14 protein-coding genes, 6 tRNA genes and 1 other RNA gene are annotated in these 14,700 nt (G+C 55.0%); 10 read left to right on the forward strand and 11 right to left on the reverse strand.

Annotated features, from left to right (window positions below; all coding sequences use genetic code 11):
• Positions 1-7 precede the first annotated feature (7 nt).
• Positions 8-979, reverse strand: a complete 972-nt coding sequence (gene cysK / locus O1723_RS06210) for a cysteine synthase A (protein WP_014884739.1) — start codon at positions 977-979, stop codon at positions 8-10.
• Between the two features lie 163 nt (positions 980-1,142).
• Complete coding sequence (gene cysZ, locus O1723_RS06215; protein WP_014884738.1) at positions 1,143-1,904, reverse strand: sulfate transporter CysZ; 762 nt, start codon at positions 1,902-1,904, stop codon at positions 1,143-1,145.
• A gap of 229 nt (positions 1,905-2,133) precedes the next feature.
• On the opposite strand from cysZ, the gene zipA reads away from it, so the two are divergent.
• The 3 genes from zipA (at position 2,134) to O1723_RS06230 (ending at position 5,419) form a co-directional block, all read left to right on the forward strand.
• Positions 2,134-3,117, forward strand: coding sequence for a cell division protein ZipA (gene zipA / locus O1723_RS06220; protein WP_014884737.1), 984 nt, complete (start codon positions 2,134-2,136; stop codon positions 3,115-3,117).
• Positions 3,118-3,186: 69 nt separating this feature from the next.
• Positions 3,187-5,202, forward strand: a complete 2,016-nt coding sequence (gene ligA, locus O1723_RS06225; RefSeq protein WP_014884736.1) for an NAD-dependent DNA ligase LigA — start codon at positions 3,187-3,189, stop codon at positions 5,200-5,202.
• 1 nt (position 5,203) lies between these two features.
• Positions 5,204-5,419, forward strand: coding sequence for a DUF3820 family protein (locus O1723_RS06230; protein WP_014884735.1), 216 nt, complete (start codon positions 5,204-5,206; stop codon positions 5,417-5,419).
• Here the strand turns inward: O1723_RS06230 and O1723_RS06235 are convergent.
• Positions 5,416-6,411 (reverse strand): bile acid:sodium symporter family protein, encoded by a 996-nt coding sequence (locus O1723_RS06235; protein WP_014884734.1) that lies wholly within the window; start codon positions 6,409-6,411, stop codon positions 5,416-5,418. The genes O1723_RS06230 and O1723_RS06235 overlap by 4 nt on opposite strands.
• 89 nt (positions 6,412-6,500) lie before the next feature.
• Between O1723_RS06235 and O1723_RS06240 the strand changes: the two genes are divergently transcribed.
• Entirely contained in the window at positions 6,501-7,436 is a 936-nt protein-coding gene (locus O1723_RS06240) for a LysR family transcriptional regulator (RefSeq protein WP_014884733.1), read from the forward strand.
• On the opposite strand, the gene O1723_RS06245 is transcribed toward O1723_RS06240, so the two are convergent.
• Positions 7,433-7,774: a FlxA-like family protein gene (locus O1723_RS06245; protein ID WP_014884732.1), complete on the reverse strand. Its 342-nt coding sequence runs from the start codon at positions 7,772-7,774 to the stop codon at positions 7,433-7,435. The two genes, O1723_RS06240 and O1723_RS06245, sit on opposite strands and share 4 nt — an antisense overlap.
• 207 nt (positions 7,775-7,981) lie before the next feature.
• Here O1723_RS06245 and xapA point away from each other — a divergent pair, with 207 nt between their 5' ends.
• The 3 genes from xapA to O1723_RS06260 all read left to right on the forward strand — a co-directional run bounded on the left by xapA (position 7,982) and on the right by O1723_RS06260 (position 11,072).
• On the forward strand, positions 7,982-8,806 hold the full coding sequence (xapA, locus tag O1723_RS06250; RefSeq protein WP_014884731.1) for a xanthosine phosphorylase: 825 nt from the start codon (positions 7,982-7,984) through the stop codon (positions 8,804-8,806).
• Positions 8,807-8,857: 51 nt separating this feature from the next.
• Complete coding sequence (locus tag O1723_RS06255) at positions 8,858-10,114, forward strand: nucleoside permease (protein ID WP_014884730.1); 1,257 nt, start codon at positions 8,858-8,860, stop codon at positions 10,112-10,114.
• A 67-nt stretch (positions 10,115-10,181) separates the two neighbouring features.
• A complete protein-coding gene (locus tag O1723_RS06260) occupies positions 10,182-11,072 on the forward strand; it encodes a LysR family transcriptional regulator (RefSeq protein ID WP_014884729.1) in 891 nt (296 codons plus the stop codon).
• 56 nt (positions 11,073-11,128) lie between these two features.
• Here the strand turns inward: O1723_RS06260 and O1723_RS06265 are convergent.
• The 5 genes from O1723_RS06265 to O1723_RS06285 form a co-directional block, all read right to left on the reverse strand.
• Positions 11,129-11,254, reverse strand: a non-coding RNA gene (locus O1723_RS06265) — RtT sRNA.
• A gap of 30 nt (positions 11,255-11,284) precedes the next feature.
• Positions 11,285-11,360, reverse strand: a tRNA-Lys gene (locus tag O1723_RS06270).
• Positions 11,361-11,364: 4 nt separating this feature from the next.
• Positions 11,365-11,440, reverse strand: a tRNA-Val gene (locus O1723_RS06275).
• 29 nt (positions 11,441-11,469) lie between these two features.
• A tRNA-Val gene (locus O1723_RS06280) sits at positions 11,470-11,545 on the reverse strand.
• Between the two features lie 41 nt (positions 11,546-11,586).
• Positions 11,587-11,662, reverse strand: a tRNA-Val gene (locus O1723_RS06285).
• A gap of 258 nt (positions 11,663-11,920) precedes the next feature.
• Here O1723_RS06285 and gltX point away from each other — a divergent pair.
• Positions 11,921-13,336 carry a glutamate--tRNA ligase gene (gene gltX / locus O1723_RS06290; protein WP_248190611.1) on the forward strand — a complete coding sequence of 472 codons (1,416 nt, stop codon included), beginning with the start codon at positions 11,921-11,923 and terminating at the stop codon, positions 13,334-13,336.
• A gap of 44 nt (positions 13,337-13,380) precedes the next feature.
• On the opposite strand, the gene O1723_RS06295 is transcribed toward gltX, so the two are convergent.
• Complete coding sequence (locus O1723_RS06295) at positions 13,381-13,773, reverse strand: YfeC-like transcriptional regulator (protein ID WP_032629138.1); 393 nt, start codon at positions 13,771-13,773, stop codon at positions 13,381-13,383.
• Position 13,774: 1 nt separating this feature from the next.
• Positions 13,775-14,137: a YfeC-like transcriptional regulator gene (locus tag O1723_RS06300; RefSeq protein ID WP_014884727.1), complete on the reverse strand. Its 363-nt coding sequence runs from the start codon at positions 14,135-14,137 to the stop codon at positions 13,775-13,777.
• Positions 14,138-14,354: 217 nt separating this feature from the next.
• Between O1723_RS06300 and O1723_RS06305 the strand changes: the two genes are divergently transcribed.
• Positions 14,355-14,430: transfer RNA gene (locus tag O1723_RS06305), tRNA-Ala, on the forward strand.
• Between the two features lie 41 nt (positions 14,431-14,471).
• A tRNA-Ala gene (locus O1723_RS06310) sits at positions 14,472-14,547 on the forward strand.
• Positions 14,548-14,700: the final 153 nt, after the last annotated feature.

The following is a 14,700-nucleotide window of genomic DNA, read 5'->3' on the forward strand; positions in this document are numbered from 1 at the left end:
GCTGGCATTACTGTTGCAGCTCTTTTTCAGTGAACAGATCGGCAAACAGTGCGGTGCTCAAGTAACGCTCACCCGAGGAAGGAAGGATAACCACAATATTCTTATTGGTAAAGGCTTCATCTTCCTGAAGTTTGAGCGCTGCCGCAACAGCCGCACCGGAAGAGATACCGGCGAGAATGCCTTCTTCATCCATCAGACGACGCGCGGTAGAGATGGCTTCTTCGTTAGTGATGGTGACCACTTTATCGATCAGCTTCAGATCCAGGTTGCCCGGAATGAATCCCGCGCCAATACCCTGGATTTTATGCGGACCCGGCTTGAGCTCTTCGCCCGCCAGTGCCTGGGTGATAACCGGTGAGTCGGTGGGTTCAACCGCAACGGTGATCAGATCTTTTTTACCTTTTGTGCCTTTTATATAGCGTGACACGCCGGTCAGGGTGCCGCCGGTACCGACGCCGGAGATAAACACGTCAACCTGACCGTCAGTATCTTCCCAGATTTCCGGTCCAGTGGTCTTCTCGTGAATTTCCGGGTTAGCCGGGTTGCTGAACTGCTGCAGCAGCAGATATTTTGCCGGATCGCTGGCGACAATCTCTTCCGCTTTCTGAATGGCACCTTTCATGCCCTTCGCACCTTCGGTCAGTACGAGGTTCGCGCCGAGTGCTTTGAGCAGTTTGCGGCGTTCGATACTCATGGTTTCCGGCATGGTCAGCGTCAGTTTATAGCCACGCGCGGCAGCGACATAGGCCAGAGCGATACCGGTGTTACCGCTGGTCGGTTCAACCAGTTCAACGCCAGGCTTCAGCACGCCACGTTTTTCAGCATCCCAAATCATGTTTGCACCGATACGGCATTTTACGCTGAAGCTCGGGTTACGAGATTCGACCTTCGCCAGAATGCGTCCATTACCGATACGGTTCAGTCGAACCAGGGGCGTATGACCGATAGTCAGCGAGTTGTCTTCATAAATCTTACTCATGGCCTGTCCTTAACTGTATGAAATTGGGATACCGCCCCAGCATACCTGCTAAGCAGGGAGGGGGAAGTAAGGAATTCGCATATCTATATACTGCAAGGAAATAATGGGGATCAGTATGGAATAAGGGGCGGCATAAGCCACCCCTGCTTTACACATTTTTGCATTATTTCCATAACGCGTGCTTAGCACGGTAGCAGTCCACCCACATTGCCGTCGCGCCGCACACAGCAACCGGCATGATGAACAGGTTCAGGAAGGGAATCATCGTGAACAGGCTGGTTAGCGCGCCGAACTGCATATTGGCGACCTTCTGGGTACGCAGGGCGTTGCGCATCGCTTTAAACGGTACTTTGTGGTTATCGAACGGATAATCACAATACTGGATGGCGAGCATCCAGGCGCTGAACAGGAACCACAGCACCGGCGCCACGGTCTGGCCAATGCCGGGCACAAAATAGAGGATAAGCAGCACTACCGCCCGGGGGAGGTACCAGGCAAATTTCTGCCACTCGCGCTTCATGATGCGGGGGATATCTTTCATGATCCCGAGCACGCCCGTGTCCGGCGGCGTCGCGCCGGTAAGCCGCGCCTCCAGCTGTTCTGCCAGCAGGCCGTTAAACGGTGCGGCTATCCAGTTAGCGATGGTTGAGAAGAAATAGCCGAACACCAGCAGCACGGAGATAACCGCCACCGGCCAGAGCAGATAGTTCAGCCACTGTAGCCAGCCGGGCACATAGCTCATTAACGCAGGGATCCAGCTCTCGAGCTTTGTAAAAAGCCACCAGAACGCGCCGCCCATCAGAAGAATGTTGATCAACAGCGGAAGGATGACGAAGCGTCGGATACCCGGCAGTGAAACCAGTTTCCAGCCCTGAGAAAAATACCAGACGCCGCTGCGTGGGGGAGAAGACGATGTTGAAACCATAACCAGGCTGTACTCCTATTTTCACAACCAGTGGAATTGCCGCCTATATTATCCACTTGTGGACTAATGACCAGTTCGGAAATGTTCGAAAAACCAGCAAAAAGCACGATTTCCTTCATCTTTATGCTGTGAATGCTCTGCACACACTTGCACTTGACGTAAACGGCAAATACTCTTAGTGAGTAAATGTTTGCCGTGGTGGCAAGGTGTTAGAACAACAGAGAATATAATGATGCAGGATTTGCGTCTGATATTAATCATTGTTGGCGCGATCGCCATAATCGCTTTACTGGTACATGGTTTCTGGACCAGCCGTAAAGAGCGTTCTTCGATGTTCCGCGATCGCCCACTGAAGCGCATGAAGTCCAGTCGTGATGACGATGACATTGAAGATGACATCGACGGTCGCGACGATGACGGCGTGGGTGAAGTTCGTGTTCATCGGGTCAATACTGCGCCCGGCGCGGCTCATGGGGAGCATGAAGCCCCCCGTCCTGCGCAGCACCAGTATCAACCGCCGTACGCCTCTGCTCAGCCGCGCCAGCAGGCGCCGCAGCCGGTAGAAGAGCCTGTGCGCCAGTCGCCGCAACAGCCTGTCCATCAGCAGCCTGCTGCGCCACAGCCGGTTCAACCGCAGCCCGTGCAGCAGCCTGTGCAACAACAGCCCGCGCAGCCGGTACAACAGCCGCAGCAGCCTGTTCATGTGCAGCCAGCGCCGCAGCCTGCTCCAGCACAGCATGTTGAGCCAGAACCGGTAGCAGAGCCAGAACCGGTTGTTGAAAAACCGCAGCGTAAAGAAGCGGTGATCATCATGAACGTGGCCGCGCATCACGGTAGCCATCTCAACGGTGACGTGCTGCTTAACAGTATTCAACAGGCAGGCTTCAAGTTTGGCGACATGAATATTTTCCATCGCCACCTGAGCCCTGACGGTAGCGGCCCGGCGCTGTTCAGCCTGGCCAATATGGTCAACCCGGGTACTTTTGATCCGGAAATGACCGGTGATTTCGTGACCCCAGGTGTCACCATCTTTATGCAGGTGCCCTCTTACGGTGATGAACTGCAAAACTTTAAGCTGATGTTGCAATCCGCTCAGCACATCGCTGACGAAGTAGGCGGTGTGGTGCTCGACGATCAGCGTCGAATGATGACCCCGCAGAAACTGCGCGAGTATCAGGACCGCATCCGCGAAGTTAAGGAAGCCAACGCGTAATCATCGCGTTTACGTCAACTCCTCCTCAACCCCCGCATGTCGGGGGTTTTTTCTCATTGATGGTGCGATATGGACTCAATCGAACAACAACTCACTGACCTGCGAACCACGCTTCGCCATCATGAATATCTCTATCATGTTATGGACGCGCCGGAGGTGCCGGATGCGGAGTATGACCGCCTGATGCGCGAACTTCGCGAACTGGAGGCGCAGCACCCGGAACTCATTACGCCGGATTCTCCCACCCAGCGCGTCGGTGCCGAGCCGCTGGGAGCGTTCAGCCAGATACGCCATGAAGTGCCGATGCTGTCGCTGGATAACGTCTTTGATGAAGAGAGCTTCCTCGCGTTTAACAAGCGCGTGCAGGACCGTCTGAAAAGCAGCGACGCTCTCACCTGGTGCTGCGAGCTGAAGCTTGATGGCCTGGCGGTCAGTCTTCTCTACGAAAACGGCGTGCTGGTGCGTGCCGCCACGCGTGGCGACGGCACGACGGGTGAAGACATTACGACCAACGTGCGCACCATCCGCGCAATTCCGCTGAAGCTGCAGGGGGACAATATTCCTGCGCGTCTGGAAGTGCGCGGCGAGGTGTTCCTGCCGCAGGCGGGTTTCGAGAAAATCAACGAAGAAGCGCGCCGCACCGGCGGGAAAGTATTTGCTAACCCGCGTAATGCGGCGGCAGGCTCTTTGCGCCAGCTTGACCCGCGTATCACCGCGAAGCGACCGCTCACTTTCTTCTGCTACGGCGTGGGGATCCTGGAGGGAGGCGAGCTGCCGGATACGCACCTCGGGCGCCTGATGCAGTTTAAGGCGTGGGGCCTGCCGGTGAGTAACCGCGTACAGCTCTGTGACTCGCCAGAAGCGGTACTCGCGTTCTACCAAAAGGTGGAAGCGGACCGTCCGACGCTCGGTTTTGATATTGATGGCGTTGTCATTAAGGTGAACTCACTGGCGCTTCAGGAGCAACTCGGGTTTGTGGCGCGTGCGCCGCGCTGGGCGGTTGCGTTTAAGTTTCCTGCTCAGGAACAGATGACCTTCGTTCGCGACGTGGAGTTCCAGGTCGGCCGTACGGGCGCCATTACCCCGGTCGCCCGTCTTGAGCCTGTGCAGGTCGCGGGCGTGCTGGTGAGTAACGCCACGCTGCATAACGCCGATGAGATTGAACGTCTGGGCCTGCGGATTGGTGACAAAGTGGTGGTTCGTCGCGCGGGCGATGTTATTCCGCAGGTGGTAAACGTCGTTGAGTCTGAACGCCCTGATGATACGCGTGAAGTGGTCTTCCCGACCCATTGCCCGGTGTGTGGCTCTGACGTGGAGCGTGTTGAAGGTGAGGCGGTAGCGCGCTGTACGGGCGGCCTGATCTGTGGCGCGCAGCGTAAAGAGTCACTGAAGCACTTCGTCTCCCGTCGCGCCATGGACGTCGACGGCATGGGCGATAAGATTATCGATCAGCTGGTTGAAAAAGAGTATGTGCATACGCCAGCGGATCTCTTCAAACTGACGGCGGGCAAGCTGACCGGTCTGGATCGCATGGGGCCGAAGTCGGCGCAGAACGTGGTTAACGCTCTGGAAGCCGCAAAAGAGACCACCTTCGCCCGTTTCCTTTACGCGCTGGGCATCCGTGAAGTGGGGGAAGCAACGGCAGCAGGTCTGGCGGCGTACTTTGGCACGCTGGAGGCGCTGGAAAAGGCAAGCATCGACGAGCTGCAGAAAGTGCCGGATGTCGGCATTGTAGTCGCCACGCACGTTTTTAACTTCTTTGCGGAAGAGAGCAACCGCGAAGTCATTGGCAAACTGCTGGCAGAGGGCATCAAATGGCCCGCGCCGGTGGTGGTTAATGCCGAAGAGATCGACAGTCCGTTCGCCGGTAAAACGGTGGTGCTGACCGGCAGCCTGAGCCAGCTTTCACGCGACGATGCGAAAGCGCGTCTGGTGGCGCTGGGCGCAAAAGTGGCGGGCAGCGTGTCGAAGAAAACCGACCTGGTGATTGCCGGGGAAGCAGCGGGTTCGAAGCTGGCGAAAGCCCAGGAACTCGGCATTGAGGTTATCGACGAAGCGGAAATGATGCGTCTGTTAGGAGAGTAACGTGGAAAAAGAGCAGCTCGTTGCGATCGCCAATACGGAGATGCCGTTCGGTAAATATAAGGGCCGCAGGCTGATCGATTTGCCGGAGGAGTATCTGCTGTGGTTTGCCCGTAAGGATGAGTTCCCGGCCGGGCGACTGGGCGAGCTGATGGCTATCACGCTACTGATCAAAACTGAGGGGCTGACCCAGCTGGTTCAGCCCCTGAAACGTCCTTAAGCCTTCGCGGCGCGGGTCTCTTCCTGCGCCAGTTTTTCCGTCTGACGTTTATAGCGACGCGCCAGCACGGCGCAGACCATCAGCTGGATCTGATGGAAAATCATCAGCGGCAATACCATCATCCCAATTACCGAGGTCGGGAACAGAATGTTGGCCATCGGGATACCGTTCGCCAGGCTCTTCTTCGAACCGCAGAAAACAATCGTAATTTCATCTGCTTTGTTGAAGCCGCATTTACGTGCCACAAAGACGTTTACGGCAATGACAATCGCCAGCAGGACAATGCTGACGACTACGATAAACAGCAGTGAGCCTGCGCCCACCTTGTGCCAGATCCCGTTCACGACCGCTTCGCTGAAGGCGGAGTAAACCACCAGCAGAATTGAGGTCTGGTCGGTTTTGGAGATCCACTTTTTATGCTTCGTCACAAACGCACCTGTCCACGGGCGCGAGAGATGGCCCAGGACAAACGGCAGCAGCAGTTGCAGACAGATCCTGCCCACCTGCTCAAGGTTACCTTCCGCGCCATGCATGTTCATCAGCAGGCCCACCAGCAGCGGGGAGACGAAAATCCCTAACAGGCTGGATGCCGATGCGGAGCAGACCGCGGCCGCAACGTTGCCACCCGCGAGGGAGGTAAACGCAATGGCCGACTGCACGGTGGCTGGCAGAATACAGAGATACAAAAAACCGGTGTAGAGTGCCGGGTCGACGTTAACCGGCGCCCACCACGCAAACAGCACCCCGAGGATGGGGAACAGAATAAAGGTGCTACACATCACCCAGAGGTGCAGTCGCCAGTGGCCACCACCCGCGATAATCGCTTCGCGGGAGAGTTTTGCGCCGTGCATAAAGAACAGCAGCGCGATAGCGGCCGTCGTCAGCCCCTCAAAAAACGGGACGAAACCACCGCGGGCCGGGAAAAACGAGGCCAGTAAAACGGTGACCACCAGAGTAAGCGTAAACGGATCAACAATACGAAATAGTTTCATAATGACTCCTGAAAACAGATGTCGCTATTGTGCTTTTTTCCATTTGAGAAATAAAATTGATTTATTGCATTCATTCATGAATTAAACAGATGAATTACTCCTTACGCCAGCTTCGTATTTTTGTCACCGTCGCCCATGCCCGTAGCTTCAGCCGGGCAGGAGAGATGATTGGCCTCAGCCAGTCAGCCGTCAGCCACAGCGTGAAAGAGCTGGAAAATCAGACCGGCGTGCGGTTGCTTGACCGTACCACACGCGAAGTGGTGCTGACCGAAGCAGGGCAGCAGCTGGCCCAGCGCCTCGAACGTCTGCTGGATGAACTGAACAGCACGCTCAGAGACGTGGGAAGGCTGGGGCAGCAGCTTTCGGGCACCGTGCGGGTCGCAGCCAGCCAGACAATATCGGCACACCTTATCCCGCAGTGTATCGCGGAGGGAAACCACCGCTATCCGGACATTGATTTTGTGTTGCACGACCGGCCGCAGCAGTGGGTGCTGGAAAGCATCCGTCAGGGAGATGTGGATTTTGGTATTGTGATCGACCCCGGCCAGGTGAGCGACCTGGCGTGCGAAAGCGTGCTTTCTGAGCCTTTTTTACTGCTCTGCCGGGATGACGATCCGCTGGCAACCTTGCCGGCGGTCAACTGGCAGTCCCTGCAGGGCGCGAACCTGGTTTTGCAGGATTATGCCTCCGGCAGCCGTCCGCTGATCGATTCCGCGCTGGTTAATCAGGGCGTAAAGGCCACCATCGTGCAGGAAATTGGGCATCCGGCCACGCTGTTTCCCATGGTGGAAGCGGGAATTGGGATCAGCGTGTTGCCCGCTCTGGCGCTCCCCCTGCCGCAGGGGAGCCGACTGGCCGTGAAGCGTTTAACGCCTGTTGTCGAGCGAAAACTGATGTTAGTACGGCGCAAAAATCGTTCCCTCTCGGGGGCGGCGCAGGCTATATGGGAAGTGGTGCGTATCCAGGCACAGCGATTAACCGAGGCCCGCATACGCGACCCACTGTTTAACGCATCCGACGATTAAATATAGATATCGATCTGATGATCGTCTGTCGGGCTATTCACCCCTTCCACTTTACCCGGCGCTTGCTCCTGTTTCTTTTGCTCCTCTTCAGCCTGCTGGTGCTGCAGCGCGGCGAGCTGCGCCTGTAGCACGGTGATTTGGGTCTGAATGAGCTCCTGCTGCTTTTTCTTTTCATCTGCACTGCCGGAACTGTCCGCCAGCTCTTTTAACTGCTGAGTCAGCTGTTGGATTTTGTCGAGAATACGGCTGATTTGCGCAGCAATATCGTTCCCGCCGGAAGCCCCACTCCCGCCGCCGCTGGTTTGAATGGGTGGGGCTGAAGCCTGGATAGTCGTCATACTTTTTCCTCGCGTTATAAAACAGAGGTATCGGCACTGACGGGATTAGCTTGAGCAAAACTGCCATATCTGGCAGGACATTACATTGATACAAAAACAGTATTGATGGTGCCGGGAAAGTGTATTGGAGGTCACCCGCAGGCTCCGGATATAAGACTAGGGTCATGCGATCCATGCTATCGCGATCTTCATTCTCAAGGAGCCTCTATGACCCTCTCAAATAACCCGTGGTATTGCGCCGATATTATCCGTGCGGCTAAGCCTGACTTCACGCCTCGCGTGGCGTTTATTCTCGGATCTGGCCTTGGCGCGCTCGCCGACCAGATTGATGATGCCGTTTCTCTGAGTTATGAAAAGCTGCCGGGCTTCCCGGTGAGCACCGTCCACGGCCACGCCGGCGAGTTGGTGCTGGGGCATCTTGCCGGGGTGCCTGTTGCCTGTATGAAAGGGCGAGGGCACTTCTATGAGGGGCGCGGGATGACCATCATGACCGATGCGATCCGCACGTTCAAACTGCTGGGATGTGAGTTGCTGTTTAGCACCAATGCGGCAGGCTCATTGCGCCCGGAAGTTCTGCCGGGGAGCCTGGTTGCCCTGAGCGACCATATCAATACCATGCCTGGCACGCCGATGGTGGGGCTGAACGATGAGCGCTTTGGCGACCGTTTTTTCTCCCTGGCCAATGCTTACGACGCGGATTACCGTGCGATGCTGCAAACCGTGGCGGCGAAAGAGGGTTTCCCGCTGCATGAAGGGGTATTTGTCTCTTATCCGGGCCCGAACTTCGAGACGGCGGCAGAGATCCGCATGATGCAAATTATCGGCGGCGATGTGGTCGGCATGTCCGTGGTGCCGGAAGTGATTTCCGCACGCCACTGTGGCCTGAAGGTTGTAGCCGTTTCTGCAATTACCAACCTCGCCGAAGGTCTGGGCGAGGTAAAACTGTCGCATGAGCAGACGCTCGCGGCGGCTGAGCTCTCACGCCAGAATTTCATCAATCTTATCTGCGGCTTTCTCCGCCATATTGCCTGAGTAAAACAATAAAGTGGCCCGTCAGGGCCACACTGCTATAAGGAATGGGCTATGAACATCACGACTCGCTTAAAGATGATGTCCTTTATGCAATATTTTATCTGGGGGAGTTGGCTGGTTACCCTCGGTGCTTACATGATCAACACCCTACACTTTACCGGCTCCGACGTGGGCATGGTCTACAGCTCCAAAGGCCTTGCCGCGATCGTGATGCCTTCGCTGGTGGGAATCATCGCCGACAAATGGCTACGGGCAGACCGCGCCTACGTCATTTGCCACCTCGTCTGTGCCGCCGCACTCTGTTACGCCGCGCAGGTGAATGAGCCCGGCCTGATGTTCTGGGTCATGCTGGTCAATGCGATGGCCTTTATGCCCACCATTGCGCTGTCGAATACGATCTCCTATTCCTGTCTTGAGCAGGCGGGTCTGGAGACGGTAAGCCATTTTCCGCGCGTACGGGTGTATGGCACCGTGGGCTTTATTGCAGCAATGTGGGCCATAAGCCTGATGGGGGCGGAGCTAAGCAACGTGCAGCTTTATATTGCAGCTGGCGCGTCTCTGCTGCTGGCGCTCTATTCTTTGACGTTGCCGGCCATTCCCGTGGCGAAGCAGAAAACGGCCCAGTCTCTGGCCAGCAAGCTGGGCCTTAATGCCTTTGTTCTTTTTAAACAGCCTCGCATGGCGGTGTTCTTTTTGTTCGCGATGCTGCTGGGTGCTGTGCTGCAGATCACCAATACCTTCGGTAGCCCCTTCCTGCATGATTTTGCCCGTAATCCGGCGTATGCAGATAGCTTTATCGTCAGGTACCCGTCCATTTTGCTCTCCGTTTCGCAAATGTCAGAGGTGTTCTTCATTCTGACCATTCCGTACTTCCTCGGACGGTTTGGTATTAAAGCCGTGATGCTGATGAGCATGGTGGCCTGGATGCTCCGGTTTGGTCTGTTTGCCTTTGGCGACCCCTCCGCAACGGGCTTTGTGCTGCTCATGCTTTCCATGATTGTCTATGGCTGTGCATTTGACTTCTTCAATATTTCCGGCTCGGTGTTTGTCGAACAGGAGGTCAGCACCGATATTCGCGCCAGCGCACAGGGGCTGTTTATGACGACGGTTAACGGTATTGGGGCTTATTTCGGATCGGTATTGAGCGGTATGGCAGTTGATTATTTCTCGGTGGATGGGGTGAAAGACTGGCAGACGATCTGGCTGGTGTTTGCAGCCTATGCCCTGGTACTGGCCGTAGTGTTTTATTTCAGCTTTAACTACCACCACGCCAGTAAAAACAGCGAGATGCGCACAGTTGCGCACTAAATTTCCCCTCTCTGCGGTGAAAGGCTTTAAGGTAGGCGCTTAAGTGTTATCGCCAGGATATGTTTTGATGGAACGCGTCTATCGAACCGACCTCAAGCTGCTGCGCTATTTTCTGGCCGTGGCGGAGGAACTGCATTTTGGACGGGCTGCGGCCCGTCTCAATATGTCCCAGCCGCCATTAAGCCTGCACATTAAAGAGCTGGAAAGCCAGCTGGGCACGTTACTGTTTATTCGCCACTCGCGAAGCGTCGCGTTGACGCATGCGGGTAAAGTGCTGATGGAAGAGTCTCGTCGGCTGCTTGCCAGCGCAAATCAGGCTCTGGCGCGCGTCGAACAAATTGGCCGGGGTGAGGCAGGGCGTATTGAGCTGGGTATTGTCGGTACCGCCATGTGGAGTGAGGTGCGCACGGTTATGCGCACTTTTTTGAAAGAACATCCGAATGTTGATGTCGTTTTTCGCGAAAAGTCGCCGGTCATGCAGATGGCGCTGCTTGAGCGTCAGGAGCTGGATATTGGGATCTGGCGAATGGCAACGGAACCCACCGCGGGGTTTACCAGCGTGCGGTTGCGCGAGGCGGCGTATCTTGTGGCGATGCCGGAAGATCACCGGCTGGTTAGGGAACCCTCCGTTGCGCTTGCTGATTTACAGGACGAGTATTTCGTCACGATGCCGTCAGCACATTCTGACTGGGCATTTTTACATCGCGTCTGCCAGCAGGCCGGTTTTTCACCGATGATTGTACGCGAAGCCGTAGAGCCACAAACGGTACTGGCGATGATAAGCATGGGGATGGGGATTACGCTCGCTGCCGACAGTTACGCGCAAATGCAGTGGCCGGGCGTGGTGTTTCGCCCGCTGAAAGAGCGTATTCCGGCAGATTTGTATGTCGTGTATAACGAGAAACAGGTGACGCCGGCGGTGAAGACGTTGATTGAGACGTTGACGGCAGGAAAGTAGACAAACTGCAGATGCGCAGATAGCAAAAAAGCGCCTTTAGGGCGCTTTTTTTACATTGGTGGGTCGTGCAGGATGACTCGCTTCGCTCGCCCTTCGGGCCGTCGCCGTAAACGACTCCGGTGCCTCACTGCGTTCGGCCCGAACCTGCTGCAGGTTCGAATCATCCATATCGCAGAATAGCAAAAAAGCGCCTTTAGGGCGCTTTTTTACATTGGTGGGTCGTGCAGGATTCGAACCTGCGACCAATTGATTAAAAGTCAACTGCTCTACCAACTGAGCTAACGACCCGAAATGGTGGGCGATGACGGGCTCGAACCGCCGACCCCCTCCGTGTAAAGGAGATGCTCTACCAACTGAGCTAATCGCCCATTTCGGAACTACTGCGATAAGATGAGAATGGTGGGCGATGACGGGCTCGAACCGCCGACCCCCTCCGTGTAAAGGAGATGCTCTACCAACTGAGCTAATCGCCCAATCTCAAAACTTATCTATACTGCGAGTCTACCGAAGTAGATGGTGGGTGATGACGGGCTCGAACCGCCGACCCCCTCCGTGTAAAGGAGATGCTCTACCAACTGAGCTAATCACCCCCGCTGTGTGGAGTCGCATTATAGGGAGAGTTGAAAATGAGTCAACGCATTTTCTAAAGTTTTTATTCGTTCGTCGTAAAATTAAACAAAACGATCGCAAAACGGGCGGTGGCGCATGATTTCTAAACAAAAACAGCAAACTCGCTCATGATAAAGGGATGAACATTGAGGAATCCCCCCACAGTGATAGAATATTGCCCATTGTTTTTTCCCCGGGATTTGCCGATTGCCGGCATCTTTATAACGTAAGGCCATTTCATGAAAATCAAAACTCGCTTCGCGCCGAGCCCGACAGGCTATCTGCACGTCGGTGGTGCTCGTACTGCTCTCTATTCCTGGCTTTTTGCACGCCACAACAAAGGTGAGTTCGTGCTGCGTATTGAAGACACCGATCTTGAGCGCTCCACGCCGGAAGCAATTGAAGCCATTATGGATGGGATGAACTGGCTGAACCTGGAGTGGGATGAAGGCCCGTATTTCCAGACCAAACGTTTTGAGCGCTATAACGCAGTTATTGATGAGATGCTGGTCGCGGGCACGGCGTATAAATGCTACTGCTCCAAAGAGCGTCTTGATGCGCTGCGTGAAGAGCAGATGGCAAACGGTGAAAAGCCGCGTTATGACGGCCGCTGCCGCTATGACCATAGCGAGCATGCTGCTGATGAACCGTGCGTGGTGCGTTTTGCTAACCCGCAGGATGGCTCGGTGATCTTTGACGACCAGATCCGTGGCCCGATCGAATTCAGCAACCAGGAGCTGGACGATCTGATCATCCGCCGCACCGATGGTTCCCCAACCTATAACTTCTGCGTTGTGGTTGACGACTGGGATATGGAAATTACCCACGTTGTCCGTGGTGAAGACCATATCAACAACACGCCGCGCCAGATCAACATTCTGAAAGCGCTGAACGCCCCTGTGCCTGTCTATGCACACGTTTCCATGATCAACGGCGATGACGGGAAAAAACTGTCTAAACGTCACGGCGCGGTCAGCGTTATGCAGTATCGCGATGACGGTTATTTGCCGGAAGCGCTGCTGAACTATCTGGTGCGTCTGGGCTGGGCCCACGGCGACCAGGAGATCTTCAGCCGCGAAGAGATGATCGAACTCTTTTCTCTGAGCTCAGTGAGCAAATCAGCGAGCGCATTTAATACCGATAAGCTGCAGTGGCTGAACCATCATTACATCAATACCATGCCGCCAGAATACGTGGCGACTTACCTTCAGTGGCACATTGAGCAGGCAAATATTGATACCCGTACAGGCCCTGAACTGGCGGACCTGGTGAAACTGCTCGGCGAGCGCTGCAAAACGCTGAAAGAAATGGCTGAAAGCTGCCGCTACTTCTATGAAGAGTTTGATGAGTTTGACGCGGATGCGGCGAAGAAACACCTCCGCCCGGTTGCGCGTCAGCCGCTGGAATTGGTGCGAGACAAGCTGACTGCGATCGCTGACTGGACCGCAGAGAACGTGCATCACGCTATTCAGGCGACGGCGGACGAGCTGGAAGTTGGTATGGGTAAAGTCGGTATGCCGCTGCGTGTTGCGGTGACCGGTGCGGGCCAGTCCCCGGCACTGGATGTGACCGTGCATGCAATTGGTAAATCACGCAGCGTGGCGCGTATTAACAAAGCGCTGGACTTTATTGCGGCACGTGAAAACCAGCAGTAATCACATTTTAGTCTGGCAGAACGGCAGGGTGACCTGCCGTTTTTTTATGCCGTATATTCAGCCAGATTCAGACGGGTAAGAAAGCCGCGTAACCCTTCGCGCTTCAGGAATGCATCCAGACGTTCCTGTTCAGACGGCGTCAGGTTTTCCAGCGTCGCAATGATATCCGGTCGCAGAGTAGAGGAGGGGACAATGTATGGCGCTGTTGTCTCTGCCAGGTGGTAAACTGCCTGACGGTTTCGGATAGCCGGGAGGCGCATGATATGTTCCTTCACGCGCGCATCGACGTGTATGAGCCTCGCCCGACCGCCTTTCACACCATTGAGACCTTCGGTCTCCCATCCCTGCTGGCGTATCCAGCGATTCACCGTTTGCCTGGCAACGCCTAAACTCTCCGCCAGCTCTTCCGTGGTCATTTTGCTACGTAATCTTTTCATATTAATTCTGGTCGCGAATTCCCAGGCGTTGTAACAAACCGGTAATCCCTTCCCGCAGTAACAGTGATGTCATCTGCTTCTGCTCTTCTGGCGTCATTTCATTTGCCAGCGTCAGGAGGAGGGTATGAAGCGAACGCTCATTGCTGATGCCGTCAGGCATTGCGGATGTCTCCGTTGCCCGTCGCGCGCTGCGGATAAAGTCACGCACCTTTTCATTCACATGTACCAGGCGTGCTTTGCCCCCCTGGACGCCTGGTTTTGGTGACGTTATCCAACCCTCTTTGCGTACCCATTTATTGATGGTCTGTCGGCTATAGCCGGTGAGCAGGGCTAACTCTTCCGGCGTCATTCGTTCCTTGATCATACAATTTCCTGAATATTCGTGGGGTTAATTAACGGCTCATTTTATAGCACCGTTTAACGTGAAAACGTGACAGGCTTAACTCATGACTGCGAGCAGGCTCGCAAAGTAATTCATTTGCATGAATTTTCGGCGATTGAATCACGGTCAATGAATTTGCCGTTGACACTCCGCGGCGGAATTCATATTATGCCGCCCGTCAACATGACAGCTTTACGATGGGGCTATAGCTCAGCTGGGAGAGCGCTTGCATGGCATGCAAGAGGTCAGCGGTTCGATCCCGCTTAGCTCCACCAAACTCTGAACCCAACAGAGTGCGGTCAGTAAAGTCACATGTGGGGCTATAGCTCAGCTGGGAGAGCGCTTGCATGGCATGCAAGAGGTCAGCGGTTCGATCCCGCTTAGCTCCACCAAAATTTTAAACCCTCGTCAAAAGACGAGGGTTTTTTTTATCTGTTTGTAACGTTCACCACCGCATTTTGTTATCAAAAAGAAGGTATTCCTGTACCTGACCTCAATCGAAATCAATAAACCTGTCCATAAATAGACTTCAACTTGATTCGCAC

Source organism: Enterobacter cloacae complex sp. HYC080_NIDB, assembly GCF_056673325.1.